Here is a 26,088-nt window from a genome sequence, read left to right as displayed (position 1 = left end):
CGCGATCGTGGCGTCGACACCGGAGCCCGCTTCCTCTCGGCAGGAGTTGCTTGGTCAGCGAGAGGTGGCGAAGCCAAGGGCAGCACCATCATTGAACTGGTGGCAATTACCTGCGCTGCAGCGCAAAAGGTCGGCCTCGCCCCTTGGGCGGGGCACGCTAACCCGCTACCCGCTGTCGAGAACAGGTGCGCTTGAGGCTTCTGAGCGACACCTCCTCAGCCCGATGAGCAAGATGCATGGCTTATTTGCCATCAGGGTGAGTCAAAGTCATCTCATCAGCGGTCTCGTTCCTTCTTGCGATCAGCTCATGTATCGCGCGGCGCCCCACCTCGGTGAGGCCGGCAAGAGTTTGGTTGCCGTTCTTGGCGCATTCAATGATCTTCTCTGCGACGAACTTCCTTGTTTCATGCTCTGGTAGTCCGATAGGCAGGAATCTGCATGCCCTCTCCAGCGCCAGGTCCATTGCGGCGATCGTCTTCTGACTAAATTCCTCGCTGAGCATCATTTCTTCCCCTTACCTTCGGCATTAGCGACCGCCTCGCAATAGCCTGTGCCAGCGCGACCTGGCGGTACAATCACACATGTTAAGTGAGGTCAGCCTTTGCAGCGGCACTAGCCCTGATCGGCTGCGGGCCCGAACAGATCGGCTGTCAGCGGCATAGCGGACAGCGATGGATGGCCGCCATTGTCGGAGAATCAATCCAATTTTATCGCAGCCTTGCGCAGGGTCTTTACATAGTTGAATTTCCCCTGGCAGCCCGATGCTAAGCTCTCAATATGAGCAATAAACGAAAGCGCAATCGGTCCAAGCCGATCGGCTCATTGCATGAGCGACTGATCAGCTCAGCGCAACGGGCTCGGACGCGCGCCAGAAATCTGTCTCCGGGCGCCGAGCGGGAGAAGCTTCTCCGCCAAGCGCGGCAAATCGAACAAGCTGCTGAGGTGGACGTAGCTCTAAGTTTGGGCGCACCAAAATGAAAGACATGCAGGCGCACCTGGAGAGGCTTCGGAATGAAGCCGAGGAGTGCGAGTTAATCAGCAAGCTGGCGACCAATGCGACGAAGAAAGCATTGTTTGCCAAGCTCGCTGAACACCACCGAGCGCTGGTCAAGGAAGTGGAAGAAGCCGTAGCATCCTGTTCCCCAAGTCCAAATGATGATCGGGTTGCATCCGAACGAGAAGGATCCCCAGACGCCTGAAAATCAGCGGGGCGGATTGTGACCGACAATGGTCTTTGATGCTCCGCTGGGTGCAGGCTGCATCAGTAGCGGTGTGCAGCCTTTCGGCTTTTCCGGCCCGCAACGTTCCAGCGCGATCACCGCGAACGAAAAACCATCACAGAACGTTTTGCGCCGCATCATCAGGTCTGAAAGGAACTTTCCGAACCCGCCTGCGCTTATCAAGCGATCGAGGAGGATTGAAATGAACCAGCTGATCTATCTGGTTGGCCTGATCGTCGTCATCCTGGCCATCCTTTCGTTTTTCGGTCTGCGCTGAAGGATTCGACCATGACGATCGAGGCTGCCACGCTCGTCGAAGACGGAGTGCCGACGTTTACTGATGACGTCAGATATCTGCGCTGGACGCCGATTATCGCAGGCGCGTTAGTCGCCGCGGCGTTTGCCTTCACCCTGGTGACCTTTGGCATCACCATCGGTCTCGGGATCAGCTCGACTTCACCAACTTGGCGAGATGCATCGGCCGCCCTGTCGCTATTATCAGGCCTTTTTCTGATTTTGCAGGCGATCGTCAGTTTCGGCCTCGGCGGCTACATTGCTGGCCGGACGCGCGGCGACGTTGGCGCTGTCCGCAATGACCTTGGCGCTGCCGCCAATTCGGAGGAAACGCGCGATGGTCTTCATGGCCTGACGGCTTGGGCACTCGCGGTTCTAATCGGGGCCGGATTGACGGCGATCGTGAGCGCAGCAGCGGTCAATCGCTCATCTCCATCGTTTGCAATGGGAAACAGAACCTCAGCCGAACCACTTCTGAGCTACGAACTCGATCGGCTTCTCCGCCAACCACGTCGACCTCCGAACGTCGATATGAGCGTCGAACGTGCCGAAGCCGGCCGGATACTCATGACTTCGTCGAGCCACAGCGGGGTAAATGCTGATGACCGGACCTATCTGATTCAGCAGGTCCAGACACTTACGGGTCTTTCCGCCGGCGACGCCGAGCGGCGAACCGATCAGGCGATTGCGAGTTCGAGGACGGCAATTGCTCATGCGCGTCGCAGCACAATCATCCTGGCCTTTTCACTGGCGGTCGCCGCCCTGCTCGGAGCCGTCAGCGCCTGGGCGGCAGCTGTTGCTGGCGGTCGACACCGTGACGGCGCGCCGCTTCCGGAATGGATGGCCTTTGCCGACAGGTTCGAGCCAAGAATCACCGCGCGATAGGCGCGGCTGCTCCTCGACCAGCCCAGCCCGTACCATCAAAACGCCCCTGCCGCAGCCAGCCCTGAGGAACAACAGCCTCTTCCGCGGGTTGATGGGCACCTTCAGTCTGCAACCATGGCGCCACTGAAATCCGGAAGGACAAAAATCATGACGCGTGCAATCATCGTGCTGGGCTGCGTTCTGCTGGCAGGCTCAGCTCTTGCTCAATCCGCCGGCGAGAAGACCGGCGTCAATTCAATGCTGGGTGTTGCGCCGACCACGGCCGACTTCGTCAAGGAGGTCGCAATCAGCGACATGTTCGAAATCGAATCGAGCAAGCTCGCCGAACAAAAGGGCAATGCGCGGGAGCAATCCTTTGCCCAGCGGATGGTAACCGACCACTCAAAGACCTCAGCCGAGCTGAAGCAACTGGTCACCAGCGGCAAGGTCAAGGCGGAGGTGCCCGCGGCGCTCGACAGTTCGCACCAGAGCAAGCTCAACAAGCTGAAGGATGCATCCGGCAAGGATTTCAGCTCGGACTACGATTCCTACCAGGTCAGCGCTCACAAGGACGCGGTGTCGCTTTTCGAGCGCTACGCCAAGGGCGGCGACAATGCCGACCTGAAAGACTGGGCCGGCAAAACGTTGCCCACGCTGCAGCACCACCTCGAGATGGCCCAAGAGCTCGACAAGGCACCGAGCGTCGGTCAGTCCAGCAAGTAGACGCACAAACTAAATGATGCCGGTAGATCCGCCGGCATCTTTTTATTTGAGATGACCGCCTCGGGTTGAATGCCGCAAATGGAACCCCGTTCAAGACCCAGCGTTAGGCACTGGCTGAAAGGTCGACGTGCTCATGATGCGAGCTGCCGCAATCGCAACTGTTGCGATATTGCTCGCCGGAGTCCCGGCGCAGGCGCGCGTTAACGTGAGTGAAATGGCGCGGGTGGAAGCCGTGCCACCGCCGAATGGGTCTCTTCCGCTATCGCTGCTCCTGCAAGGCGAAAAAGACATCGAGCCGTTGCGGGAGTGGCTGGGCGCGACGCCATCCGTCTGGGTGCTTGCCGACTACACCTGCAAGAGCCTCTGCGGATCGACGATCTCCATCGTGGCGGAGGCGCTGAAAGATAGCGGTCTAAAACCCGGCGCGGACTTTCGATTCCTGGTGGTCGGCCTGGATCCGAAGGATTCGGTGGCCGATGCGCTAACAATGAAGCACGAGCAAATCGGTAGCGACGGGGAGTTGGTCCGCAACAGTCACTTCTTGCGCACGAACGCCGCTGCTGTACGCGAGTTGACCAACGCCTTCGGGTTGCATTTCCGCTACGACAGTGAACACGATCAGTTTGCGCATCCCCTCGCCGCTTTCGTGGTCACCCCGGATGGCCGCGTCGTCCGCGGCCTTTCGGCACTTGCGCTGGATGCCGCGAGCCTGCGCCTTGCTCTGGTCGATGCCGGTCGGAGACAGGTTGGGTCGGTTGCCGATCACATTGGCCTGATCTGTTACGGCTTCGATCCTGTGAGTGGCACCTATACGCTCGCTGTCGGGCGGCTGCTCGCCGGCACGGCCCTCATGACGATCATCGGGCTGGCCGCCCTGATCCTGGTTCTCCTTCGGCGCGAACATGTTGCACCGTCGCGTTGATCCAACGCGCGCGCTCACACAGCATGGCATCAAACATCCAAAGCAGAAGCGCCCCGACAAAGACCAGCGCGGCCGCCAGCATCACCGCCGCGGTTAGCGGCGCGACGTGGTCGATCGCGGGCAGGATCAGAATGGCGGCCTCCAGCACGCGCATCAGCAGCGTCAGCCCGCATAATCCCAAAAGCCAGCGCCGATCGGCGCGTACACGCCCACTCAGAAGGGCGAAAAACGGAAGCACAAACTGACCGGCGACCAGGATAGCCAGTGCAAACTGCCAGCCGTTCTCCGAACGCTTCAGATACCAGATCACCTCATCCGGAATGTCGCCGGCCCAGATCACGATGTACTGCATGGCATGCAGATACCCCCACAGGAGGATCGTCGAGAGCAGCAGCGCGCTGTAGCCCGCGCACCCGCCGATCTGCCGTCCTGTCAGGATGCTCCAGCCGATCGCGAAGGCAAGGCCGTTCAGCAATGCAAGAGTGAGGTAGAGAAGCCCGTAGACCGACGAATGGAAGTGCGGTTCAAGCGATTCCATCCAGTCGATGCCGGCGAGCGATACGGTCAGCGCGTACACGATCAAGCCCGCGGACGCCGCGCGGGTCATGCGCTCGCTATGAGACCAGGCATTGCGCAGCCACACGGCTAAAGCTGACCAGATCACGAAGTAGATGACGCTGCGCAAAGTAAAGAACAACGGCGCAAGATAGGCGGCCTTGAACGGCGGCAGAGTGCTGGTATCGGCGGCCGCGGGATAGATCTCCTTCATCCCGATCAGCACTGGAACAAGGCAGATTCCGACGACCGGAAGCGTCGCAGTCGCCGCTACCAGCACCGGATGCAGCGCCTCGGTCCAGGCGCGGCGCACCAGATAGCTTGTCATCAGGACGCCGAGGGCGCCGATCGCGATCGCGCCGAGCGCGATCCATGCCACGAGATAGGCGGCGAGCGCGGCGCGGCGATCGAGCACAAGGCCGGCGATCAGGATGATGGCGCTGAGGACGATCGCAGCCGCCCACGCGATGCGCCCGCCTCTCATTGTGCCGCCTGCAGGCCGTCGCGCCTGTCCGGCGGCACCTCGTCGACCGAGGCGTGCCGAGCCAGCTGCAGGACTCGGATATAGGCGACGATCGCCCACCGATCGCGCGGCGGAACCCGCGCGGCGTAGGAATACATCGCGCCGTGGCCATTCGTGATCACGTCGAACAGATACTGATCGTCGGCGGCGCGCAGGCGCTCGTCGTGATAGCTGGTCGGATGCGGCATGCCGCGCCGGACAATGATGCCATCGCCATCACCGGCAGTGCCGTGGCAGGGAGAGCAGAAGATTCCGAACCGTTGCTGGCCACGCTTGAGCACCCCATCCGTAAGCGCCGGCTTGTCCCTGACCTCCTTGTCTCGCTCAAGATCGTCGCGCGCTACGACGTTAGCGGGCGGATTTCGCAGCGTGCCCGCACGAAACAGCGGCGCCGGCGCATATTCCCGATAGCTCGGCTGCACTTCCATATTTTGGTCGCAGCCGGCGAGGCATAGCCCCAGCATAGCAAGAACGATGCTCCTCATGACGGGACCAGTTCCACCGATAATGCCCCCGTCGTCCGCAGGAAGGATCTTGTGCCGCTCTCGTCAAATTTCGGATCGTCGCCGCCGACGCAGAGAAAAAAGCGATCATTGCTGGCGAGATGGATGCGACTTGCAGCGAACACCGGATGGCTGAGCCGCGGCAATCGGTTCTGCACAAGCATGCCGATGATGGTCGCGAGCGCGGAAAACAGGATCGTGAGCTCGAAGGTCACCACCGCAAACGCCGATAGCGCGTAGACCGGACGGCCGCCGACATTGAGGGGAAAATCATAGTTGACGTAACACTGCATGAGCAGCGCTACCGCCGCGCCGGAAAATGCGCCAATCAACCCGACAAGGCCGATGTTTGGCGCAGGAAGGCGCAAGGTCTGTGCAAGCCCTTCGACAGGAAACGGGGTGAATGCGTCGAGGCTTCGGTAGCCCCGCTCCCGCGCCTCTTTCGCTGCCGCGACCAGCGCTTCCGGGTTTTCGAACTCCGCGAGCAGTCCGTAGGCGCGATCAGCCATGGGCTTGCTCCTCTTTCTCTTCGTGCAGGAGTTCCTTGGTTTCGAAGATCGAGATCGCCGGTATCAACCGGATCGCGATGAGGAACGGCACCAGAAACAACCCGATGGTGCCGACATAGGTCGACCAATCCCAAAATGTCGGAGTGAAGTGGCTCCAGGATGAGACGAGAAAATCACGATAGAGACTGGTCACGAGAATCATGTAGCGCTCCAACCACATTCCCACCGCGACCGAAACAGAGATCAGGAGCAGCGACCAGCCGCGCCGGCGCACGCCTCTCCACCACAACAATTGCAGAGGAATAAAGTTGAAGACAATCGCGCCCCAATAGGTCCAGGCATAGGCGCCGCCTATCCGATCCAGCAACGTCTGCATGTCGTGGGCGTTGCCGGAATACAGCACATCGAACACCTCGAACACGTAACCGTAGCCGGTCATGAGACCGGTTGCGAGCAGGACCTTCCCGAGCACGTCGAGATGGTCCTCGGTCACGAGGTTACCCAAACCGAACCAGGTGCGCAGTGACACCGCAATGATCGAGACGACGGCAAAGCCCGAGAATGCCGCGCCGAGCACGAAGTACGGTGGAAACAGGGTCGAATGCCAGCCGGGAATCTGACCCGAGGCAAACAGCAGCGAAACCTCGCTATGCACGGAGACGACGAGCGGAACGGCGAGCGCCGCGGTGATGCGATAGGCCTGCTGCCAGCGCGCCCAGTGTGAAGCCGAGCCGCGCCAGCCGAGCGAGGTGATGCCGAAGAAGATCTGCCAGCCGCGCCTTGTGGCGCGGTCGCGCGCGGCGGCGAGGTCGGGAATGAGGCCGGCGTACCAGAACGCAAGCGACACCGTGAGATAGGTCAGCACCGCCCAGATGTCCCATTCCAGCGGACTGCGGAATTGCGGCCAGATGTGCATGGTCGCCGGATAGGGGAACATCCAATAGACGTACCAGGGGCGCCCGAGATGCAGGACGGGATAGATACCAGCGCAGACCACCGCGAACAGCGTCATGGTTTCAGCGAACCGATTGAGCGAGTTACGCCACTCGCTGCCGGTGAGCAGCAGCAGGGCCGAGATCAGCGTACCGGCGTGACCGATGCCGAGCCACCAGACGTAATTGTGGATCGCAAACGCCCAGTTGACGGGGATATTGATGCCCCAGATGCCGACGCCAACCGTGAACAGCTCTGTTGCCGAGACCACCAGCAGAAGCAGCAGCAAGCTCGCGAAAATCATCGCAATCAGCCAGCGCCGCTCGACCGGGAAATGCAGGGGGATCCCAGCGAGCTGTTCGGTGATGCCGCCCATGCTCTGGCGGATGGGCAGGATATCGGCCGATTTATCGGTCATCCCTGGTCGTCTCCACCGTCACGGAAGCGCGCCAGATAGCTGGTGCGCGGCCGCGTACCCAATTCCTCAAGCAGCGTGTAGTTGCGCCCCTCGCGCCGCGCCCGCGACACCTCGGATTCTGGATCGTTGATGTCGCCAAAGACAATCGCCCTGGTGGGGCAGGCTTGCTGGCAGGCGGTGACAACGTCACCATCCCGCAAGGGGCGGTTCTCCTTGTCGGCCGCAGCATGGGCTGCCTCGATCCGCTGCGTGCAATAGGTGCACTTCTCCATCACCCCACGGGACCGGACCGTGACCTCCGGATTGTGGGCCGCGTGAACAGGTGAATCCGGCGGCGCGCGATACTCATAGAAGTTAAATCGGCGGACCTTGTAGGGACAAAAGCTCGAACAAGTGCGCGTGCCGATGCAGCGATTGTAGACCATCTGATTGACGCCCTCGGGACTGTGCGTCGTGGCGTGCACAGGACATCCCATTTCGCAGGGGGCCTGCTCGCAATGCATGCATGGCACCGGCTGAAAAAAACTTCTCGGTCGCTCGATCTCGCCTTCGTAGTAGCGTGCCACCCTGATCCAATGCATTTCACGCCCGGCCTCGACTTGCTCCTTGCCGACCACCGGAATGTTGTTCTCCGCCGTACAGGCCGCGACGCAGGCATTGCAGCCGATGCAGACATCGAGGTCGATCACCATGCCCCAGGCATTTCTCGCAGAAGGCCAGGACGGATAAATACTTGGTTCGGCCTCCGCGCGTTTCGACCCGGGACGGCTCGCGCTGACCTCGCGAACAAAATCAAAGCCCTCCATGCGATGATGCATCTGAGTCACTGCCAGCGTCTCGGCGCTCCCAACTTTGCGTAGGCTGGCTTTCGCCAACCAAAGCTGGTCGGGCGGCCTCGCGCGATAGGCGTCATACCCAACTCCGTTGCCGACGCGCCCTGCTCCCGTCCGGCCATGGCCGAGGTAGAGAGCGATCGTATTCTCCGCCTGGCCTGGCATGATCCAGACCGGGCCTGTGACATGGCGATTTCCGATCGTCACCTCGACCCGGTCGCCGTTTGAGGCGACGAGCCGTTTGGCGAGCGCTGCGCTGATCGCAACGACATTGCCCCACGTCAGCGTGGTCAGCGGCTTTGGCAGTTCCTGCAACCAGCCGATATTGGCGAACGTGCCGTCCCACACGGTCGGATCTGGCCGGAACACCACGTCCAGCCCTTTCGCGGTGGCTGTTGTGGGCAGATCGGCGGCGGCGGTCGGCTTCGCCTCCACCGGGTTAGCCGCCCCTTCGACGAAGCCGTCGCGCAACGCGCGTCGCCAGCGCACATCGAAATTATCCGACAAGATCGACCGCCACGTCTCGCGCACCGCACTATCTGCGGCAGGATTCATCTCTCCGAGCATCATGCCAAAAATCTGGTGCGCGCTGCGAACGTCGTAGAATGGCGTGACCGTCGGCTGGATGATGGTTGCCGTGCCGTCGACCGCGCGGCTATCGCTCCAGCTCTCCAGCGCATGCGTCAGCGGCAATTGCCATTCGCAGAGTGCGCCGCTCTCGTCGCGTTGCAGACCGAGATGCAGCGATGTCCGCACCTGCCGCAACCCATCCGCAACGCCGAGCGCGGCGGGAGCGCTGTAGACTGGATTGGCATCGACAATGACAAGCGAATCCACGCGACCGGCACTGATATCGGCGACCAATTCCTTGAGCGTGCCCGCATTCGCCGGCCCCGAAACAGGGGCGGTCAACAGCAGCGCCCGGCCCGCGCTGTTCAGATGGTCGTTGATGCGCGCCGTCCAGCCAGCCGTCACCGCTTCGCCGAAAGGACTGGAAACCACGAGCGCGCGGTCCTTTGCGCCCAGACAGGCAGCGGCCGCGCGTTTGATCCAACTCTGCTCCTCCGATGTCAGGTCGGGCAGGGCTGCAGTGGCGATGCCGAGCTCCCTGGCGAGCGCCTGGGCAAGTAGCGGCATGCGCGACGAATCGGCAATCAGCCGCGCCCCGGCCATCGCTCCCGTTGCCGAAGGCACGCTTTCCGCCATGTGCAGCTTTAGCCCCGGCCGATCGGCGAAGCGTCGCCGCGCCGTCGACCAGCCATGGGCATTGCGCACCTGGTTTGGTCCCGGTCCGAGAAAGTCATCGTCGAAGCTGATGACGATGTCGCACGCGTCGAGCTGGTAATGCAGATCGAGTGGTTGTCCATAGGCGGCCATGGTGAGATCGCGCCGCGATGCAATTCCCGTCGCATCATGGAGATGCACGCGCGCCTTCGGAAACTGCCCTATCAGCGCGTCGATCTGGCGGAGCAAGGTCGGCGACGTGATCGGCGACGTCAGCAGTCGCAACCCGTCGCCCTGCGCTGCCGCCCATCCGCTTCTGAGCGCGACGACCGCAGCCTCGACCTCCTTCCAGGACGCGGGCTCTCCCCGACGCGAAGGCCCTTGAGCGCGGTCCGGATCGTAAAGACCGAGCACGGCCGCCTGCATGAAGACATCACTGCGGCCTTGCGTCATCGGATGGTCTGGATTGCCGTCAAGCTTGGTTGGACGGCCCGCGAAGGTCGTCGCAACGACCGGCTGCGCGAAGCCATCAAGCATGACCGCCGTTGCATAGTAGCGTGGCAGGCCGATTGTCTCATTGTCCGGCTGATTGACGTAAGGCAGCGCCGCCACGAACGGGCTCTTCTCGCAGCCAGCAAGCCCCGCCAGCGCAAAGGACGCCCCCATCAATTTGAGGAACTCGCGCCGCGCCGTCGGGGAGAAATCCGCTGCCGCCGGATATTCAGCGTCAAGGAACGCCTGAAAGGCGGGGTCGTCGGCCAGCTCTTCGATTCCGGACCAAAGGCGCCCGCCGCTCGCGCCCGCGCCAGGTGGCTGTTGTGGTCGGTTGCGGGTCATCGGTGGCACACATAGCAATGGGTGAGCTCGCCGAGGCGAACGCCTTTGTGCGCGGCGATCGCAGCGCCGGCTGCGCGCGCGTCCGCGGACGGTTTCCAGGTCATGTCCGCGATGCGATCCTGCGGGCGCAGCTGCTGCACCGGATCACGGTGGCAATCGAGACAAAAATCCATGGTGAAGGAGTTCTCGCGATAGGTGAGCGCCATCTTGTCGATGCGGCCATGGCAGCTCACGCAGCCCACACCTTTGGCGATGTGGACGTCATGACGGAAGAAGACGTAGTCCGGCAGCTTGGCAACACGCGTCCATTGGATCGGCGTGTTGTTCGCAAGACTCTGCCGCACGGGCGCAAGCATCGTCGAGTTGGTCCATATCTCCGAATGACAGGTCATGCAGGTTTCAGTGGGCGGCAATCCAGCTTGCGGACCGGTCTCAACCCCGCTGTGGCAGTAGCGGCAATCGATACCGAGCTCGCCCGCATGATGGCGATGGCTGAACGGTACCGGCTGGGCGGGACTGACTTCAGTCGAGGTAATGTAAGCGGAACGCGCAAAACCGATGATGCCCACCGTCCCGCCGGCAAGAACCGCAACAGATCCGAGCAGAAACAGCCGTAGCCAAGTATCGGCAACGGGAGAAAAGATCTGGGTCATCCGGCCCTGACCCGCTTACGAACGCTCCACGCGCGATCAATCCATGTGCGTCGGAATCGTTCCTAAATTGGAACTGCGGTCGCTCGCCGGAATTGTCATGCCACGCTCGAGGGCCGGAAAATGGATGCGCAAGCCAGCTTCGATTACGAGCGATCCGACATGAGCAGCAGAGCGATCGCATGCATTGCGGCTGGCCTCGCGGCCTTTGTTGTTGCGGTACCGCTGATGATGCCTCTCGCTTTTCCGGCGTCGATGCGACACGTCACGTCGAACGCCCGCCCCGCGCTCAGCTCGGACGCGCCCCCGCTCGAAATCGCACCCGGCGAGGAACTTCAGAGCGTCCGGCGCGGCAACGATCAAATCTCCGAGACGTATGGCTGGGTCGATCGCAATCGGGGGATCGTTCGGATTCCCGTTTCCCGCGCCATGGAAGTTCTCTCGAAACGTGGGCTTCCCGGTTGGCCAAAGCCATGATTATTCGCTTGCAGTCGAGCCCACGAAAGCCGCGGTAACGAGCGCCGGCGATGTGGCATCAGTGGATTCCATTCTGGCGGTCTGGCGTATCGCCTCACGGCGACGACGTCGATCTTCTGTTTGCGGGTCTCATTTTCGTCAGCCTGCTGGTGCTCGGGCTGTTGTTCTTTCTTTTGTTATTGTTTTGCGTGCGCTATCGCGCCGGCAATCCGGCCGAGCGCGGCGATCGCATCGGAAAGACCTGGCGTCTGGAGATCGCCTGGACGGCTGCAACGCTGATCGGTTTTCTCGCTCTCTTCATCTGGGGCGCCACGCTCTTTCTCGACAGCTACAACGCTCATCGGGACGACGTGTCGATCTTCGTCGTAGCGAAGCAATGGATGTGGAAAGTCCAACACGCCGGCGGCCAGTCCGAGATCAATGCACTGCACATCCCGGTGGGGCGCCCGGTCCGTCTGGTCATGGCGTCGCAGGACGTCATTCACAGTTTCTTCATTCCGGCGCTGCGGCTGAAGCACGATGTCGTTCCGGGCCGTTACCAGGATCTCGAGATCAAGGCCACAACGCCCGGTCACTATCATCTATTCTGCGCCGAATATTGCGGGACCGCTCATTCCGGCATGACCGGCGAGATCGTCGCGATGCAAGCCGCCGACTTCGCCAACTGGCTCACGCAGCAAGGCCCGTCCAGCCCGCTCGCCGAGGAAGGCGCCAGCCTCTTCAGGCAGCTCGGTTGCAGCGGTTGTCACGGCGCCGGCAGCAAGATCCGCGCGCCACCGCTCGAGGGCGTCTATGGCAGCCCAGTGCCGCTGGCTGACGGCAGCATCGTGATTGCCGACGAAAAATACATTCGGGACTCGATCCTGTTGCCGGACAGCCAGATCGTCGCGGGTTACCAGGCCGATATGCCTTCCTTCGCCGGCAAGGTCAATGAGGATCAGCTCCTGCGTCTGGCCAGCTATATCAAATCGATCGGAAGCCAGCCATGAGCACCAAGGACTATCTCACCGCCGACTACACGCTGCGCTCATGGTTCCTGACCACTGACCACAAGCGCATCGCGATCCTGTATTTCGCCAGCATTACGTTCTTCTTCTTCGTCGGCGGCGCAGCGGCGACCGCGATGCGGATCGAGCTCGCGACACCGCAGGCGGATCTCGTAGCCGACGACATCTACAATCGCCTGTTCACCATGCATGGCATCATCATGGTGTGGTTCTTCCTCATCCCATCCATTCCCAACACCCTCGGCAACTTTATCACGCCGCTGATGATCGGCGCGCGCGACCTCGCTTTTCCTCGGGTCAACCTGATGAGCTGGTATCTCTTCATGCTCGGCGGCACCGTGACGCTGTTTGCGATTGTTGCCGGCGGCGTCGACACTGGCTGGACCTTCTACGCGCCATTTTCCACGCTCTATTCCAACAGCTACGTCATTGCGGCGGTGACCGGCATCTTCATCTCCGGCTTCTCCTCGATCCTGACCGGGCTGAACTTCATCGTCACCATCCACCAGTTGCGCGCGCCGGGAATGACCTGGAACCGGCTGCCGCTGTTTCTGTGGTCGCTCTATGCGACCTCTCTGATCTTGGTACTGGCCACGCCGGTGCTGGCCATGGCGCTGCTGTTGATCGCAGTCGAGCGCGTTTTCGGTGTCGGCATCTTCGATCCACGGATCGGTGGCGATCCCCTGCTCTTTCAGCACCTGTTCTGGTTCTATTCACACCCCGCAGTGTACATCATGATCCTGCCCGGCATGGGGGTGGTCAACGAACTGATTTCCTGCTTCGCGCGCAAACAAGTCTTCGGTTACCATTTCGTGGCCTGGGCAAGCCTTGCCATCGCGGCGATCGGCTTCTTGGTGTGGGGACACCACATGTTCGTCAGCGGCCAATCCGTGCTGGCGAGTCTCGTCTTCTCCTTCATGAGCTTCATGGTCGCGGTGCCCTCGGCCATCAAGGTCTTCAATTGGACCGCGACCCTGCACAAGGGTTCGATCCGCTTTGATGCGCCGATGCTCTATGCGCTAGCTTTCATCGGACTGTTCACCATCGGCGGCCTCACGGGATTGTTCCTCGCCTGCCTGGCCTTTGACGTGCATGCGACCGATACCTACTTCGTAGTCGCGCATTTCCACTACATCATGGTCGGCGGCATGGTAACCGCCTATTTCGGCGGCCTGCACTATTGGTGGCCGAAGATCAGTGGCCGGCTCTACTCGGAATATTGGGCGCGGACCGCGGCCGTGCTGATTTTCGTTGGTTTCAACCTGACCTTCTTCCCGCAATTCATCCTCGGCGCCGAGGGGATGCCGCGGCGCTACCATGTCTATCCGCCCGAATTCCAATTATGGAATGTGCTGTCTTCCGGAGGCGCCGTGATTCTCGCGGTCGCCTACCTCCTCCCATTACTCTATCTCGCCTATTCCGCCTTCTTCGGGCGACGCTCGCCGGCCAATCCGTGGAACGCGCCGGGACTGGAATGGCAGACACCCTCGCCGCCACCGGAATTTAACTTTGAGGTGCAGCCGGTCGTCACGCGTGCGCCGTACCAGTATTCCTCCGACTTCAAGGCAGAACCACAAAATGCCTGAGACCCGCTCGTTTGCGCCGCAGTTCATTTCCGTTGAGCATCGTGATCACACCGCTGAACTCGGCATGTGGGTCTTCATCGCGACCGAGGTGCTTCTGTTCGGCGGCCTGGTGCTTTCCTATTTCGTCTACCGGCACGCCTATCCCGCAAGCTTCCTGGCTGCAGGCCGACACACCGATCTTCTGATCGGCACGGCCAATACGGCGATCCTGCTCACGTCGAGCTTTCTGGTCGCTTGGGCGGTGGAGTCTTATAACGCGGAGGCTCGAAGAGCTTGCCCCGCTCTGCTTGCCGGCGCAATCATTCTCGGTCTCGTGTTCATCGTGCTCAAGGGCGTTGAATATAGAAGCGAATATGACGAACATCTCGTTCCCGGCATCGACTTTACATTCGACGGTCCGCTCGCCAACGGCGTCCAGCTGTTCTTCGCGTTCTATTTCATCGCAACCGCGATCCATGCGCTGCACATGATCGTTGGCATCGCCATCCTCGCGACGCTTGTCGTGCTGATCCGCAGATCAGCGGACCTGCGCCATCGAGCGGCCTTGCATAGCGCGGCACTCTATTGGCACTTCGTCGATGTAGTCTGGATCTTCTTGTTTGCTCTCATCTATCTTCCCGGGAGATCGGTCTCGTGATGCCTTCGCGCCCTTCAATTCCGCTGCTCGCCGCCTGGCTTGTGCTGCTTGCTTTGCTCGCACTCACGGTCAGCCTGTCTTACATCCCGCTTGGGAACGGCAACGCGATGGTCGCGCTCAGCATCGCCGCTCTGAAGGCCTCGGTCGTTGCTGCCGTATTCATGGAACTCTGGCACCGCGGGCCACGAACCCTGATCTTTGCGGCTGCCGGACTGTTCTGGCTGGCAATCCTGCTGTGGCTCGGACTAATGGACTTCCTGACCCGGACCTAAGGCTCGCTGCAGCCCGGTTTCACGGCGGCAATGCGGAAGTGGCCTGCCCCGGCCGTAATGCATTCCATAGCTCGTGAGCCGACCGGACCGGCCAAGGACCCAATTCCTCGTAGATACGTTAATCATAATGCGCGGACAAAAATGAAGGCCGGGCATGGAAACCCTCGAGGCATATCTCCACAGAAAGCACGAAGAGCTCAACTTGCTGAACCGCTTCCTCAGCACTCCTCTGTCGTTGCGCCATCCGGCCTCGGTCGCTGAGGTCATTGAACGGAAATTTCAACTGGCCGCGGCCCTGAAGGCTGAGCATGCGCTGCACGATTGGGCGCTCACGGAGACTGCATGGGCGTATCCGGATCGACTGCGCGCGGGACCATTCGAATTCAGCTATGGCTACCAGCGCGCCGACCTGGACGTACGGGGCCCGTCGTTTTATCAATTCGACGACGCGGCAGCCAATGAGACGATCTATACCTCCTCGGGGATGGCCGCGATATCGGCGCTGCTGCTGGCATCGGCACAAATGATGCCAGAGGCGGACATCTTGGTACTACCTGGCTCTTATAGTGAAACGCTGGAGCTGATCGAAAGTCATGCCCGCCATTTGCGGCCGATGCTGCTGAAGAGCTCACCCGGCGAGGTCGCGTCTCGGGCGCGACGATTGCGGGTGCTTCTCTTGGACTCATGTGCACCCGCGGCCGCGTTCGAGACGACGCTTCGCGGCGCAAACCCGCGCCTTGATCTCATCGTTTTCGACACAACCTGCTTCTCCAGCGGCTCGGGGCGCATCCGCCGCGTCCTGAATTGGGCGCATCGTTGGGAAATTCCGATCGTGCTTGTACGCAGCCACACCAAGCTCGACTCCCTTGGGTTGGAATACGGCCGGCTCGGCTCCGCTGTCTTTGTCGCTTGCGAAGCGCACCGTGTGCATCAGGCACAACTGGAGGCGCTTGCGAGGGAGATGCGAAAGGCCGTTCGACTGTTCGGCGGCGCAGCGTTGCCGGCGCATTTCCCGCCCTATGTCGGAACGAGAGCCTATCGGGATCTCACCAATAAGCGCGTCTCAGCAATCTTGCGGAACGGCAGAAGGACTGCGCGCTATTTTGCATCCACGCTCGCCGGCTCGTCGGGAGAGCTTCATTTTGGGCACGGGCTGTATGTGACGCTCACGCCAAAGCGGATGCTTGATGAGAGGCAAACGAGGCAAATGGCAGCGGATTTGTGCGGCGACCTGAGGAAGGCCGGGTTGCCGTTGCGTCACGCAGGAAGCTTTGGTTTCGATTTCGGTGCAGCGGAGTGGTTCCACGACAAGACACGCAATCGCTACCTCGTCAGAATCGCGATCCCCGACTTGCCTACATCAATTTGGGATCGCGTCGCGCAAGCCGTGGCCCAATGGTGGTCAGCGCATGAGGAGCAACCGTTTCGCTCTGCAGGATTGCCCATAGGGGCATTCCGATAGCGCCTTTCACTTGAAAAGGCGGCAATGCCGGTGCCCGTCAGAGCTCAGTGCATGGCGTCAGCGATCACTTCCGCGACGTGCTTCGTTCGGCGGCCCGTGCATTGCTCGATCTGTTCGCGGCAACTAAAACCGTTGGCGAGAATGATCGTGTCGGCGCCCGCCTCGCGTATCGTCGGCAACAGGACGCGTTCGGCTGCCGAGATGGATATGTCGTATTTCTCCTTCTCAAATCCAAAAGCTCCGGCCATTCCGCAACATCCGGATTTCATGACCTGATACTCCAGGCCGAGGCGATCGAGGACGTTCTGTTCGCTTTGCGGCTTGAGCACTGCATGATGATGGCAATGCAGCTGAACCAGTGCCGCGCCTGAAACCCGACCAAGCGCCTCGTTCGCAGCGTCGCGGTCGAGAAACTCAGTCAGGAAGAGCGTCTGGTGCGCCAGGCGCTGGGCGTGCTCGTTTCCCGGAAACAGGTTTGGCAGTTCGTCGCGGAATGCGCTGACACAGGCCGGCTCCAGCCCGACAATGGGTATGCCGAGCCTAAGCGCCGGCTCAAGTGCAGCGAAGGCACGCAGCCAAAGCGCTTTGGCGCGATCAAGCATGCCCCAGTCATAGAGCGGTCGTCCGCAGCAAAGCGGACGGTCGGGAATCAGCACGGTGTAGCCAAGCGTCTCCAGCACATGTGTCGCGGCAATAGCGGTTTGCGGACGAAAATAGTTGTTGAATGTGTCAGGCCACAACATGACCCGCGAGCCGGCTGCCCGCTCGCCGCGCCGCCGGAACCATTGCACAAAGGATTGGCGCGCGTAGCTCGGCATTGTCCGCTGCGGCGCGATTCCGCCGACCCATTTGGTCGCCGCTGACAAGCCCGGCCATTGGAACAGCGCATTGGCAAGCCACGGCGCCGAGCTGGCGAGACGCGACCATTCATGAATCAAGCCCATCGAATAGGCGGCGCGCGGCCGCAAGTGGCCCTCATAATGGTGTGCACGGAACTCGGCTTTGTAGGTCGCCATGTCCACCTGGACGGGGCAGTCGTGCTTGCAGCCCTTGCACCCCAGACAGAGATCGAGCGCCTCCTCGACTTCCGTACTTCGCCAGAGATCGTCGATCGGCCCGCCGTGCAACATTTCGAACAGGAGCCGCGCACGACCTCGCGTCGAATGCTTCTCCTCGTTGGTGGCCATGTAGCTTGGGCACATCACGCTCTTGGTGCTGTCGCGGCGGCGGCAAGCTCCGACGCCGACGCAGCGGCGGGTCGCCCTGGCGAAGCTCTGGTGGTCCTCGTTGTAGGCGAAGTAGGTCGGTACATCCGGCGGCTGGTAGCTCGGGCCAAGCCGCAAGTTCGAAGTCGGCGGAAACGGGTCAATCACCTTGCCCGGATTCATCCTCCCATCGGGATCCCATATCGCCTTGAACTCACGGAATGCCTGCATCAATTCGGGGCCGTACATCTTCTCCAACAGGCTGGCGCGAGCCTGGCCGTCCCCGTGCTCGCCCGATAGCGATCCCCCGTAACGCACCACCAGATCAGCGGCTTCGTCCAAAAACTGCTGCCAGTTCGACAGGCCGGCTTCTGTACGAAGATCGAAGGGCACGCGGCAGTGCACAAGGCCGTCGCCAAAATGGCCATAGACGGATGCATCATAACCATGCTGGCGATAGAGCGCCTTCAACTCGCGCAGATAACGCCCCAAGTCCTCTCGGCGGACAGCACTGTCTTCCCATCCGGGATATGTTTCGGGCCAGTCGGGCACGTGGGCGGTGGCCGCCAGCGCCGCCTCGCGAACTTCCCAGATCTCCTTCTGCTGCTCCGCCTTGTCCAGCAGCTTGGCGTCGTGTCCACGCCGCTTGAATTCCTCGGCCAGCGGATTGGCCTTGGCAGTCGCGGCATCGGCACTGTCGCCACCAAATTCCGCCACAAGCCAGCCTCCGCCTCCCGGCATCATCTTCAGTTCCTCAGGGTGAAGATGCTTTTTCCGGATGAACTCGACCAGCAGATCGTCGATGCCTTCAAGCCCGATAGGCTCGAAGCCGAGCACGTCCGGCACAGCATCGGCGGCCGCATAGACGTCCTCAAAGCCGATGATAACAAGCACGCGATGACTGAGATACGGCATCAGGTTGAGCGTGGCACGAAGAACGATGGCGCATGTGCCTTCCGTTCCGACCAGGGCGCGCGCCACGTTGAAGCCACGCTCTGGCAGCAATTCGTCAAGATTCTCGTAGCCGGATACGCGACGGGGGATTTTGGGGTATTTCGCCAGGATAAGATCGCGATAGCGGTGACGAAACTCGTCGAGTTGCCGGAAGATTTCCGCGCGGCGCCCTCCGGCCGCCAGATGCTGCCGATGCGCCTCTTCTCCAGTGGGCCCGACCTCGAAGCGCAGACCATCATAGGTGAGAATGTCGAGCGCCTCGACGTTATCGGAGGTGCGCCTGGCCACCACGGAATGCACGCCGCACGAATTGTTGCCGATCATACCACCGAGCGTATTGTGATCGTGGGTCGCGGGATCAGGACCAAAGGTGAGCTGATGCCGCTGAGCGGTAGTGCGCAAATTGTCGAGAATGCAGCCGGGCTCGACCTCGGCAAGCTGCGAAAGGGCGTCAATCGAGATCACCCGGTTCAAATATTTGGAGCAATCGATCAGAACGGCGACGTTGCATCCCTGACCGGCGAGGCTCGTCCCGCCTCCGCGCATGACGATGGGAGCATCGAACTTGCGGCACAGGTCGACCGTCTTGGCGATTGCTGCCGCCGAACGCGGGATAACGACCCCGATCGGCACCTGGCGGTAATTCGAAGCATCGGTTGCATACAGCGCTCGGTCGCCGGAATCGAAGCGCACCTCTCCGTCCACGGCTTTGGCGAGCTCGCGGCCAAGCTCTTCATATTGCCTTGGCGGGCCGGCAACACTCTCGCTTGTGATCCTTCCGCCCGGAGCGTGCTCGATGCGGCGCCGCGAGTCCCGCCGTTTGCGATGATCGATTTCAATGACGTGGCTCATGCGGATCTCCTGCGACCGCAATTGCCCCCTCTTCAGGCGGCCAAACGTTGGGCATCCTTTTCCTTGAAGGTCAGCCCATGGCCGGGGCGTGATGAATCGGGCGAAATCACGCCATTCCTTGGCTGCTGCACGCCATCGAACACCATCTGCTCGAGACGCACATGGTCGTAGAACCATTCGATATGACGAAGCCGTGGCGCGGCAGAGCAGACCGGCAGATGCAAGCTTGGCGCGGTGTGCGCTGACAGCGGCAGGTTCCATGCATCCGCGAGCGCCGCGACCTTCAGAAAGCCGGTATAGCCGCCGCATCGGGTGGCATCGGCCTGCAGCACGTCGACGCTGCCGGCTTCAAGCATGCGCCGAAAGTAGACCGGCTCGTAGCCGTATTCGCCGGCTGCAATCTCCATTCCGTTCGGAGCGCGGTCACGCAGCAGTCGCAATCCCTCAAGATCGTCGCTCGACACCGGCTCCTCGAACCAGGTCACACCGAGCGAGGCGAACTGCCTGGCGAATTCGAGCGCCTGCTTACGCCGGTAGGCCCCGTTGGCATCGACGTAAAGCTCCGCGGAGCCGACCGCCGCTTTCGCCGCCCGGACGCGAGCCAGATCATGCTCGGGCGCCGTTCCGACCTTCATCTTGACGAATCGGCAACCGTCTCTTTCTACCCAGTCGCTCAACTGCTCGCACAGGCGCCCCTCGGAATAGGAGGTGAAGCCACCGCTGCCATAGATCGGCACTTCGGCCCGTTCACGTCCGAGGAGATCTGCCAGCGGCATTTTCAACAGGCGCGCTTTCAAATCCCACAGCGCCACGTCGACGGCCGAAATTGCGCACGCACACACGCCGCGCCAACCAATGTTGCGCACCGCCGTCACCATGGCAAGCCAGAGCGCCGGAATCGCCAGCGCATTCTGCTCGCGCAAGGTCGACGCGAGTTCGTTATTCACGATCTCGGCGGTAGCTGCGCTGCCATAGCTGTAGCCAACGCCGGTTGCACCTCCGGCGTCGACCTCGACCAGCACGAGCGTCGTAGCCGACCAGGCGATCGTACCGTCTGCTTCCGGCGCATCCGTCGGAATGCGATACGACCGTGCTGCCAGACGCCTGATCCTTGTCTCTTCGCCCATCGCTCCGACTCAAATGATTTCGCGGACCACATCCGAGCCGATGGTCAGTGCGATCTTGCCCTTCGCCGGCGTGCCGCGAACGAGCGATTCGGCCAAATGCGTGATCTGCGTCAAAGTCGCCTTCGGCGGCATCGGCGGTTCGTGCGGATCGACCACCGCTTCGATCAATGCCGGGCCGCGCGTGCTCAGCGCCTCGCGCAGCACCTCGCCGCACTGCGCCGGATCGTCGACACTGAACGCGCTCACACCAAAGCCGCGCGCCACCGCTGCAAAGTCGATCGGCTGCAGATCGCAGACGTATTCCGGATTGCCCAGGAACACCATCTGCTCCCATTTGATCTGCCCGAGGGAGTTGTTCTTGATAACCACGATTTTTACGTCGAGGCCGTATTTCACGCAGGTGGCAAGCTCGCCCATCAGCATGGTGAGACCGCCGTCGCCAACAAACGCCACAACCTGCCTGCCCGGGAAAGCCACCGCAGCCGCAATCGCATAGGGCAAGCCGCACGCCATGGTCGCGAGATTGCCGGAGCACGAGAACATCATATTGCCGCGCATGACCAGGTGTCGGGCTATCCAGGTGGTGATTGTTCCGGAATCGGTTGCCACGATCGCATCATCGGAAAGAAGCTTGTTGAGCTCGTACGCTACGCGCTCAGGTTTCATCGGCTTTTGGCTATTGGTGCCGCGCTGGCTCATCAACGCGTTCCATTCCTTCATCCCCTCCTGGGTCTGTTGCAGGAACGAACGATCGTCACGATAATCAAGCTGCCGCAGCAGAGCCTGAAGTACCTTGCCGGTATCACCCACCAGGCCTGCCTCGACTGGATACCGCAGCCCGATCCGCTGCGGATCGACATCGATCTGGACGGCGCGCGCCTGACCCGGCTTTGGATAAAACTCGATGTAGGGGAACGTGCTGCCGGCAATCAGAAGCGTGTCACAGCTTTCCAGTGCTTCCTGCGCGGGTTTGGTTCCGAGAAGGCCAATGCCGCCGGCCGAATACGGACTGTCGTCGGGGATCGCCCCCTTGCCAAGAAGTGGCTTGATGACCGGCGCGCCGAGGCGCTCCGCTACAGCGAGAACCTCGTTGCGCGCATCGAGCGCTCCGCGGCCTGCAAGAATGGCTGTCTTCTTGCCGACCTTAAGGATCTCGGATGCTTTGGCGAGCTGCTCGTCGCTTGCGGTCTGCGCCGAGCGGGCCATCAGATCCGAAACATGGTTTGGCACGTTGCGTTTCGATCTCTTGCCTGCGCTTACAGGCTGCGATTGCATGTCAATCGGAACGGTCACGTGGGCAACGCCGTGGTAGGCAAGCGCGGTCCGGCAGGCCAGTTCCACGATATTCTGGACGTGGTGCGGGCCCATCACGCGGCTGTTGTAGACGCACACGTCCATAAAGAGCTTGTCGAGTTCCACGTCCTGCTGCGTGAATGTGTGGAGCAAGTCGTGAAATTGCAGGCCGGTGATGGCCAGCACGGATTGCCCATCGAGCTTGGCGTCGTAGAGACCGTTAAGAAGATGGATGCCACCGGGACCTGATGTTGCAAGGCATACGCCGAGCCGGCCCGTCCACTTCGCGTAGGCACAGGCGTTGAAGGCCGCGGCTTCTTCATGACGGACCTGGACGAACTTGATCCGGTCCTGGCGCGTGCGCAGGGCCTCGATAATGCCATTGATGCCATCACCCGGAAGCCCGAAGACGGTATCGACACCCCAGTCGAGCAGCGTCTCGACCAGGACATCTGATGCGGTGGAGGATGCCATGGGTGCGTCCGATAAGGTTGTAACGTCGTCCCTTTGCGAAGAACAAGCTGACTCCGGGACCGTTCCTATAAGCCCGCGATTTTCAGGAACTTCTTCGCCGGACGCGCGGTTGGTCTGATGTGAGATCGGCATGCGGCATAAGCCCGGCCACCCGGAGAGACTGATCCATATGTGAGACACGGTTCGCACATGTCTGGTGAGCTTCGAAACTGCAACGTCGTGATCACGGGCGCCTCCGCTGGTGTGGGCCGGGCCGCCGCGCATCGTTTTGCGCGAGCCGGCGCTCGCGTCGGATTGATTGCGCGCGATGCCGACGCACTGAATGACGTGAAGGGCGAACTCGAGGGGCTTGGGGGCGCCGGTTTCGTCGCGCCGGCTGACGTCTCAAATCCGGATGAGGTGTTCGCAGCGGCAGACTCCATTGTGCGGCAATTTGGGCCGATCGACGTGTGGATCAACGATGCGATGGTCACCGTCTTTTCGCCCGTGTGGGACATGACGCCGGCCGAGTTCCGGCGTGTCACTGAGGTGACCTATCTCGGCGTGGTGCACGGTACGATGGCGGCTTTGCGTCATATGCGTCGGCGGAATCGCGGCACGATTATTCAGGTTGGCTCGGCGCTGGCTTTTCGCGGCATTCCGCTCCAAGCCGCGTATTGCGGGGCCAAGCATGCGATCCGCGGCTTCACGAACTCGCTGCGCGCCGAGCTCATGCATGCCAAGAGCCCGATCAGGGTGACCGCCGTGGAGTTGCCGGCCGTCAACACGCCGCAATTCGATTGGGCGCGCACCCACATGGCCCACCAGCCCCGGCCGGTAGCGCCGCTCGTTCAGCCCGAGGTGATTGCGGATGCGATCTTCCGCGCGGCGTCGTATCCAGCGCGGGAGTATTGGATCGGGTTGAGCACGTTGAAAGTTATCCTGGGAAATATGTTGCTGCCGGGCTTGCTGGATCGTTATCTTGCCAAAACAACATTCGCTGGGCAGGAGACGCCAGTGCCTGTGGCGCTCGATCGCAAGGATAATCTGATCGAGCCGGTCCATGACCTGCATCGGACGCGCGGCCGTTTCGGAAGCGAGGCACGGGACAGTGCGCTCGTGCTTCCCGGTCCCTTTGCCCGGCTGGCCGCGGTTGCCGCATGCGCGGCGGCGCTGCTGGCGCTGAGCTCGTTGAGCCGCGGAAGAGGAAATGCCCGCCGGCGCATCGAGTGGCAGCGGCGGTAAGCCTGCCCGAATAGTCGACACCCCCGATCGTTCCGGTCGCGGTTTTCTCGGACCTGGACTCACAGGCCTGCGCCGTGTGCAAGCTGCACGAACCCACCGAGCGTTGCCCCGTAGACAATCTGGGCGATCAGCGTGCTCAACGGCGTGTGATAGCCATAATTCATCGCCAGGAATCCAGGCGGCTCAAGCTGCCGGATCGAAGTTGCCGAATGATATTCCGAGGCCATTCGAGGATGCACAAAGGGCAAAAGCGGCAGCGCGCAGGTGAGCAGAAACAGGCCATGGACGAGGCCAGCCAGTGCCCCAAACCACCATGTGTAGATGCGAACGCTCGCAAACAGCAAGAAATAGACGAATGCAAACAGCCAACCGCCGATGGCGTAGACCACAAAGCCGAGAAGCATCGCTCGCCGCCGGTGGCCTGTGAAAAACGTGCCAAGCAAGAATGGCAGGCTGAGCCGGGAAAAACCACCTCCCCGGCTCGCCTCCAGAATGGAGGTCATGGTTAGTGTGGCAATGAGCCCCCATAGCGCGGGGAACAAAAAGGAAGCACCGAACGGATTCATCGTGCTGCCTCCCGACGTGCCTGCCGGATCGATAGCGCAGAATGGATCAAGCCCACATGCGAGAAACCTTGAGGATAGTTGCCCAGCGCGGCGCGCGAGCGCGGCTCCATCTCCTCGGCAAACAGACCAAGGTCATTTCCGAATGAACACAGATGATCGAAGCTCTGCAGCGCCTCCTGGCAGAGGCCGCGCCTTGCCAAATGGCTGATCGCGAAGAAGCTGCAAATCCCGACCGCTCCCTTCCCTGCCCTGCAAGCCATCGTATCCTGGCTTATACCGATACAGCAGCCCATCGCAGCCGAGCTCCTTCTGGATGCGCTGGTAGGTCGAGATCATCCGCGGATGGCATGGACTGCGATAGCCAAAGCAGGGCATCAATAGCAGGGCTGCATCGACGTCGTTCCCGTCAAGCTCCCCCGTGTAACTATTGAAATCCGAATTGAATCCCTCGGCTCGATGCATTCGGCGATGTCCTGGCGCGTTTGTCGGAAGAGCGCTTCCTGTGACCTGACGTCAACTATTCCCTTTTCATGAAGCCAAAGCAGCTTGTCCAACGCGACCCAGCACATGACCTTCGAGAAGGTGTACTGTCTGCGCCGTCCCGGGATTTCCCAGATGCCGTTGTCCGGCTCCCGCCATCGCTTGCAGACCGTTTGACCGAGGCTTGCGAGCATTCGAGCTTCGGTCCGGTCGAGTTTGCGACCTGACGCGGCAAACGCCTGCGCGGCAGCGATAACCTGGCCGTTGACATCGAGCTGAAATTGGCGGACGGCGCTATTCCCAACTCGAACTGGAGAAGAATCGCGGAAGCCGGCGAACTGATCGAGCTTCCTTTCGCGCAGGTTTGTTCGTCCGTAGACGTCATAGAGGATGCTGAGATTGGGCCTACTAAGGCGAGTGGCATGCAAGAGCCAGCCGAGATACGCTGCCGCCTCCTGGTGAAATCCCAGCTCGACAAAGGCACCCATGGTCAGGCCGGCATCGCGCAACCAACAATAACGATAGTCCCAGTTGCGTTCACCACCTATCTCCTCCGGAAGCGAGGTCGTTGGCGCCGCCACAACCGCACCGGAGAGGCAAAACGTCAAGAGCTTGAGCGTTATCGCGCTTCGCAGGACAGCATCCCGCTCCGGCCCTTCGAATTGGCAAGCCTTGCTCCAGTCGCGCCACCACGCAATGGTGCGCTCGCAACAGGCGTCAGCTTCTGAATCCAGCGGCGCAATCGTGCCGATGTCGCCTTCGGTGTAAGAAAGGCTCAAGTATTCGCGTTTGCCGGGGGTCGTACTAACCGTTCCCCGCAACGCTTCTTCATCGTGGATAAAGCCGAGACTGCCATTGAGAAGAAGCAACTGGTGCGACCAGCCGAATGTCCAGACGCCGTCGGCAATCCGACCAACCGCAGGTTTCGTGCGGCTGTAATTCGGGCGCGGTACAAATTCGATCTCCAGATCCACTCGGCCCTCGATACCTTCAATCACGCGCAAGATTTCCCGCATAGGCTCAAGCGCACTCAGGCTGTCGGCAATGGGGCAGAGATCGGTGAGCCGCGCCGCACCACTATCCGTCTCAAAGGTTGTTTCCAGGATTGCGGTGGCGGGAAGATAGCGGCGGCTGGTCGCGAACCTTGAGCGCGGCTTGATCGAAAAATGCCCGCCGCGTCGATCGAGCAGCCGAGCAAACACACTGGCGCTGGAAAAATCAGGGAGACATAGCCAGTCGAGCGATCCCTCGCGCGAGATCAACGCCGCCGTCCGGCAATCTCCAATAATGCCATAATCCCGGATTGCCGGCTGCTGAAATCCGCCAGTCATTAGCATTAGCAGTCTGCTGAAGAACCCCCTCGCCACCGAGGGGGCTTGATGATTCACTTGTCATCTCGAATCAGCGGAGACGCTCATGCGCGGCAGGTTTACGGATCAAGGCGGCCTGTTTTCGTACATCGCG

General features: G+C 61.2%; 23 protein-coding genes. 11 read left to right on the top strand and 12 right to left on the bottom strand.

The window, feature by feature from the left end:
- Positions 1–241 precede the first annotated feature (241 nt).
- Complete coding sequence (locus tag ACZIRK_RS39895; protein WP_080663590.1) at positions 242–502, bottom strand: hypothetical protein; 261 nt, start codon at positions 500–502, stop codon at positions 242–244.
- Between the two features lie 472 nt (positions 503–974).
- Here ACZIRK_RS39895 and ACZIRK_RS39890 point away from each other — a divergent pair, with 472 nt between their 5' ends.
- The 5 genes from ACZIRK_RS39890 to ACZIRK_RS39870 all read left to right on the top strand — a co-directional run bounded on the left by ACZIRK_RS39890 (position 975) and on the right by ACZIRK_RS39870 (position 4,023).
- Positions 975–1,199: a hypothetical protein gene (locus ACZIRK_RS39890; protein WP_456642132.1), complete on the top strand. Its 225-nt coding sequence runs from the start codon at positions 975–977 to the stop codon at positions 1,197–1,199.
- Positions 1,200–1,227: 28 nt separating this feature from the next.
- Positions 1,228–1,497, top strand: a complete 270-nt coding sequence (locus tag ACZIRK_RS39885) for a hypothetical protein (protein WP_456642133.1) — start codon at positions 1,228–1,230, stop codon at positions 1,495–1,497.
- Between the two features lie 11 nt (positions 1,498–1,508).
- The gene (locus tag ACZIRK_RS39880; protein WP_474419408.1) at positions 1,509–2,399 is read left to right on the top strand and encodes a hypothetical protein; all 891 of its coding nucleotides are present in this window, start codon (positions 1,509–1,511) and stop codon (positions 2,397–2,399) included.
- 147 nt (positions 2,400–2,546) lie between these two features.
- Positions 2,547–3,101 carry a DUF4142 domain-containing protein gene (locus ACZIRK_RS39875; RefSeq protein WP_130225747.1) on the top strand — a complete coding sequence of 185 codons (555 nt, stop codon included), beginning with the start codon at positions 2,547–2,549 and terminating at the stop codon, positions 3,099–3,101.
- A gap of 133 nt (positions 3,102–3,234) precedes the next feature.
- The gene (locus ACZIRK_RS39870; RefSeq protein WP_474419407.1) at positions 3,235–4,023 is read left to right on the top strand and encodes an SCO family protein; all 789 of its coding nucleotides are present in this window, start codon (positions 3,235–3,237) and stop codon (positions 4,021–4,023) included.
- Here ACZIRK_RS39870 and ACZIRK_RS39865 read toward each other — a convergent pair.
- From ACZIRK_RS39865 to ACZIRK_RS39840, 6 genes are read right to left on the bottom strand one after another with little or no spacing between them, the layout of a single operon-like run.
- Entirely contained in the window at positions 3,959–5,062 is a 1,104-nt protein-coding gene (locus tag ACZIRK_RS39865; protein WP_474419406.1) for a hypothetical protein, read from the bottom strand. The two genes, ACZIRK_RS39870 and ACZIRK_RS39865, sit on opposite strands and share 65 nt — an antisense overlap.
- On the bottom strand, positions 5,059–5,586 hold the full coding sequence (locus ACZIRK_RS39860) for a c-type cytochrome (RefSeq protein WP_474419405.1): 528 nt from the start codon (positions 5,584–5,586) through the stop codon (positions 5,059–5,061). Before ACZIRK_RS39860 ends, ACZIRK_RS39865 begins: the two co-directional genes overlap by 4 nt.
- Positions 5,583–6,113 (bottom strand): DUF3341 domain-containing protein, encoded by a 531-nt coding sequence (locus tag ACZIRK_RS39855; protein WP_474419404.1) that lies wholly within the window; start codon positions 6,111–6,113, stop codon positions 5,583–5,585. The genes ACZIRK_RS39860 and ACZIRK_RS39855 overlap by 4 nt, the downstream gene beginning before the upstream one ends.
- The gene (gene nrfD, locus ACZIRK_RS39850) at positions 6,106–7,464 is read right to left on the bottom strand and encodes an NrfD/PsrC family molybdoenzyme membrane anchor subunit (RefSeq protein ID WP_474419403.1); all 1,359 of its coding nucleotides are present in this window, start codon (positions 7,462–7,464) and stop codon (positions 6,106–6,108) included. The genes ACZIRK_RS39855 and nrfD overlap by 8 nt, the downstream gene beginning before the upstream one ends.
- A complete protein-coding gene (locus ACZIRK_RS39845) occupies positions 7,461–10,358 on the bottom strand; it encodes a TAT-variant-translocated molybdopterin oxidoreductase (protein WP_474419402.1) in 2,898 nt (965 codons plus the stop codon). Before ACZIRK_RS39845 ends, nrfD begins: the two co-directional genes overlap by 4 nt.
- Positions 10,355–11,011: a cytochrome c3 family protein gene (locus tag ACZIRK_RS39840; protein ID WP_474419401.1), complete on the bottom strand. Its 657-nt coding sequence runs from the start codon at positions 11,009–11,011 to the stop codon at positions 10,355–10,357. The genes ACZIRK_RS39845 and ACZIRK_RS39840 overlap by 4 nt, the downstream gene beginning before the upstream one ends.
- 524 nt (positions 11,012–11,535) lie before the next feature.
- Between ACZIRK_RS39840 and coxB the strand changes: the two genes are divergently transcribed.
- The 5 genes from coxB to ACZIRK_RS39815 all read left to right on the top strand — a co-directional run bounded on the left by coxB (position 11,536) and on the right by ACZIRK_RS39815 (position 16,449).
- Positions 11,536–12,474 carry a cytochrome c oxidase subunit II gene (gene coxB / locus ACZIRK_RS39835; protein WP_474419400.1) on the top strand — a complete coding sequence of 313 codons (939 nt, stop codon included), beginning with the start codon at positions 11,536–11,538 and terminating at the stop codon, positions 12,472–12,474.
- The gene (gene ctaD, locus ACZIRK_RS39830) at positions 12,471–14,078 is read left to right on the top strand and encodes a cytochrome c oxidase subunit I (protein ID WP_474419399.1); all 1,608 of its coding nucleotides are present in this window, start codon (positions 12,471–12,473) and stop codon (positions 14,076–14,078) included. The genes coxB and ctaD overlap by 4 nt, the downstream gene beginning before the upstream one ends.
- Complete coding sequence (locus tag ACZIRK_RS39825; protein WP_474419398.1) at positions 14,071–14,715, top strand: cytochrome c oxidase subunit 3; 645 nt, start codon at positions 14,071–14,073, stop codon at positions 14,713–14,715. The genes ctaD and ACZIRK_RS39825 overlap by 8 nt, the downstream gene beginning before the upstream one ends.
- Complete coding sequence (locus tag ACZIRK_RS39820; protein ID WP_245474699.1) at positions 14,715–14,987, top strand: cytochrome C oxidase subunit IV family protein; 273 nt, start codon at positions 14,715–14,717, stop codon at positions 14,985–14,987. The genes ACZIRK_RS39825 and ACZIRK_RS39820 overlap by 1 nt, the downstream gene beginning before the upstream one ends.
- Positions 14,988–15,141: 154 nt before the next feature.
- Complete coding sequence (locus ACZIRK_RS39815) at positions 15,142–16,449, top strand: hypothetical protein (protein ID WP_474419397.1); 1,308 nt, start codon at positions 15,142–15,144, stop codon at positions 16,447–16,449.
- 44 nt (positions 16,450–16,493) lie between these two features.
- On the opposite strand, the gene ACZIRK_RS39810 is transcribed toward ACZIRK_RS39815, so the two are convergent.
- Genes ACZIRK_RS39810 through ACZIRK_RS39800 form a run of 3 tightly spaced genes read right to left on the bottom strand, consistent with a single transcriptional unit; the run spans position 16,494 to position 22,354 of the window.
- Positions 16,494–19,460, bottom strand: coding sequence for an FAD-binding and (Fe-S)-binding domain-containing protein (locus ACZIRK_RS39810; RefSeq protein WP_474419396.1), 2,967 nt, complete (start codon positions 19,458–19,460; stop codon positions 16,494–16,496).
- Positions 19,461–19,492: 32 nt separating this feature from the next.
- The gene (locus ACZIRK_RS39805; protein WP_474419395.1) at positions 19,493–20,587 is read right to left on the bottom strand and encodes an enolase C-terminal domain-like protein; all 1,095 of its coding nucleotides are present in this window, start codon (positions 20,585–20,587) and stop codon (positions 19,493–19,495) included.
- A 9-nt stretch (positions 20,588–20,596) separates the two neighbouring features.
- Complete coding sequence (locus ACZIRK_RS39800; protein WP_474419394.1) at positions 20,597–22,354, bottom strand: thiamine pyrophosphate-dependent enzyme; 1,758 nt, start codon at positions 22,352–22,354, stop codon at positions 20,597–20,599.
- Positions 22,355–22,543: 189 nt separating this feature from the next.
- Between ACZIRK_RS39800 and ACZIRK_RS39795 the strand changes: the two genes are divergently transcribed.
- Positions 22,544–23,578 (top strand): SDR family oxidoreductase, encoded by a 1,035-nt coding sequence (locus ACZIRK_RS39795; protein ID WP_474419393.1) that lies wholly within the window; start codon positions 22,544–22,546, stop codon positions 23,576–23,578.
- 59 nt (positions 23,579–23,637) lie between these two features.
- Here ACZIRK_RS39795 and ACZIRK_RS39790 read toward each other — a convergent pair whose 3' ends face one another.
- Both ACZIRK_RS39790 and ACZIRK_RS39785 read right to left on the bottom strand, forming a co-directional pair.
- Positions 23,638–24,144, bottom strand: coding sequence for a hypothetical protein (locus ACZIRK_RS39790; protein WP_456642151.1), 507 nt, complete (start codon positions 24,142–24,144; stop codon positions 23,638–23,640).
- 374 nt (positions 24,145–24,518) lie between these two features.
- On the bottom strand, positions 24,519–25,961 hold the full coding sequence (locus ACZIRK_RS39785) for a glycoside hydrolase family 15 protein (RefSeq protein ID WP_474419392.1): 1,443 nt from the start codon (positions 25,959–25,961) through the stop codon (positions 24,519–24,521).
- Between the last annotated feature and the right edge of the window lie 127 nt (positions 25,962–26,088).

This window comes from Bradyrhizobium sp. Leo114 (genome assembly GCF_055229415.2).
The sequence above is the reverse complement of the archived record's forward strand: the minus strand, read 5'-3'. Positions and strand labels throughout refer to the sequence as shown.

What these genes read in the sequence shown, in the direction of transcription:
- ACZIRK_RS39895 (WP_080663590.1), bottom strand. Translation starts at nt 502, where the DNA reads ATGCTCAGCGAGGAATTTAGTCAGAAGACGATCGCCGCAATGGACCTG.
- ACZIRK_RS39890 (WP_456642132.1), top strand. Translation starts at nt 975, where the DNA reads ATGAAAGACATGCAGGCGCACCTGGAGAGGCTTCGGAATGAAGCCGAG.
- ACZIRK_RS39885 (WP_456642133.1), top strand. Translation starts at nt 1,228, where the DNA reads ATGGTCTTTGATGCTCCGCTGGGTGCAGGCTGCATCAGTAGCGGTGTG.
- ACZIRK_RS39880 (WP_474419408.1), top strand. Translation starts at nt 1,509, where the DNA reads ATGACGATCGAGGCTGCCACGCTCGTCGAAGACGGAGTGCCGACGTTT.
- ACZIRK_RS39875 (WP_130225747.1), top strand. Translation starts at nt 2,547, where the DNA reads ATGACGCGTGCAATCATCGTGCTGGGCTGCGTTCTGCTGGCAGGCTCA.
- ACZIRK_RS39870 (WP_474419407.1), top strand. Translation starts at nt 3,235, where the DNA reads ATGATGCGAGCTGCCGCAATCGCAACTGTTGCGATATTGCTCGCCGGA.
- ACZIRK_RS39865 (WP_474419406.1), bottom strand. Translation starts at nt 5,062, where the DNA reads ATGAGAGGCGGGCGCATCGCGTGGGCGGCTGCGATCGTCCTCAGCGCC.
- ACZIRK_RS39860 (WP_474419405.1), bottom strand. Translation starts at nt 5,586, where the DNA reads ATGAGGAGCATCGTTCTTGCTATGCTGGGGCTATGCCTCGCCGGCTGC.
- ACZIRK_RS39855 (WP_474419404.1), bottom strand. Translation starts at nt 6,113, where the DNA reads ATGGCTGATCGCGCCTACGGACTGCTCGCGGAGTTCGAAAACCCGGAA.
- nrfD (WP_474419403.1), bottom strand. Translation starts at nt 7,464, where the DNA reads ATGACCGATAAATCGGCCGATATCCTGCCCATCCGCCAGAGCATGGGC.
- ACZIRK_RS39845 (WP_474419402.1), bottom strand. Translation starts at nt 10,358, where the DNA reads ATGACCCGCAACCGACCACAACAGCCACCTGGCGCGGGCGCGAGCGGC.
- ACZIRK_RS39840 (WP_474419401.1), bottom strand. Translation starts at nt 11,011, where the DNA reads ATGACCCAGATCTTTTCTCCCGTTGCCGATACTTGGCTACGGCTGTTT.
- coxB (WP_474419400.1), top strand. Translation starts at nt 11,536, where the DNA reads ATGTGGCATCAGTGGATTCCATTCTGGCGGTCTGGCGTATCGCCTCAC.
- ctaD (WP_474419399.1), top strand. Translation starts at nt 12,471, where the DNA reads ATGAGCACCAAGGACTATCTCACCGCCGACTACACGCTGCGCTCATGG.
- ACZIRK_RS39825 (WP_474419398.1), top strand. Translation starts at nt 14,071, where the DNA reads ATGCCTGAGACCCGCTCGTTTGCGCCGCAGTTCATTTCCGTTGAGCAT.
- ACZIRK_RS39820 (WP_245474699.1), top strand. Translation starts at nt 14,715, where the DNA reads ATGCCTTCGCGCCCTTCAATTCCGCTGCTCGCCGCCTGGCTTGTGCTG.
- ACZIRK_RS39815 (WP_474419397.1), top strand. Translation starts at nt 15,142, where the DNA reads ATGGAAACCCTCGAGGCATATCTCCACAGAAAGCACGAAGAGCTCAAC.
- ACZIRK_RS39810 (WP_474419396.1), bottom strand. Translation starts at nt 19,460, where the DNA reads ATGAGCCACGTCATTGAAATCGATCATCGCAAACGGCGGGACTCGCGG.
- ACZIRK_RS39805 (WP_474419395.1), bottom strand. Translation starts at nt 20,587, where the DNA reads ATGGGCGAAGAGACAAGGATCAGGCGTCTGGCAGCACGGTCGTATCGC.
- ACZIRK_RS39800 (WP_474419394.1), bottom strand. Translation starts at nt 22,354, where the DNA reads ATGGCATCCTCCACCGCATCAGATGTCCTGGTCGAGACGCTGCTCGAC.
- ACZIRK_RS39795 (WP_474419393.1), top strand. Translation starts at nt 22,544, where the DNA reads ATGTCTGGTGAGCTTCGAAACTGCAACGTCGTGATCACGGGCGCCTCC.
- ACZIRK_RS39790 (WP_456642151.1), bottom strand. Translation starts at nt 24,144, where the DNA reads ATGAATCCGTTCGGTGCTTCCTTTTTGTTCCCCGCGCTATGGGGGCTC.
- ACZIRK_RS39785 (WP_474419392.1), bottom strand. Translation starts at nt 25,961, where the DNA reads ATGCTAATGACTGGCGGATTTCAGCAGCCGGCAATCCGGGATTATGGC.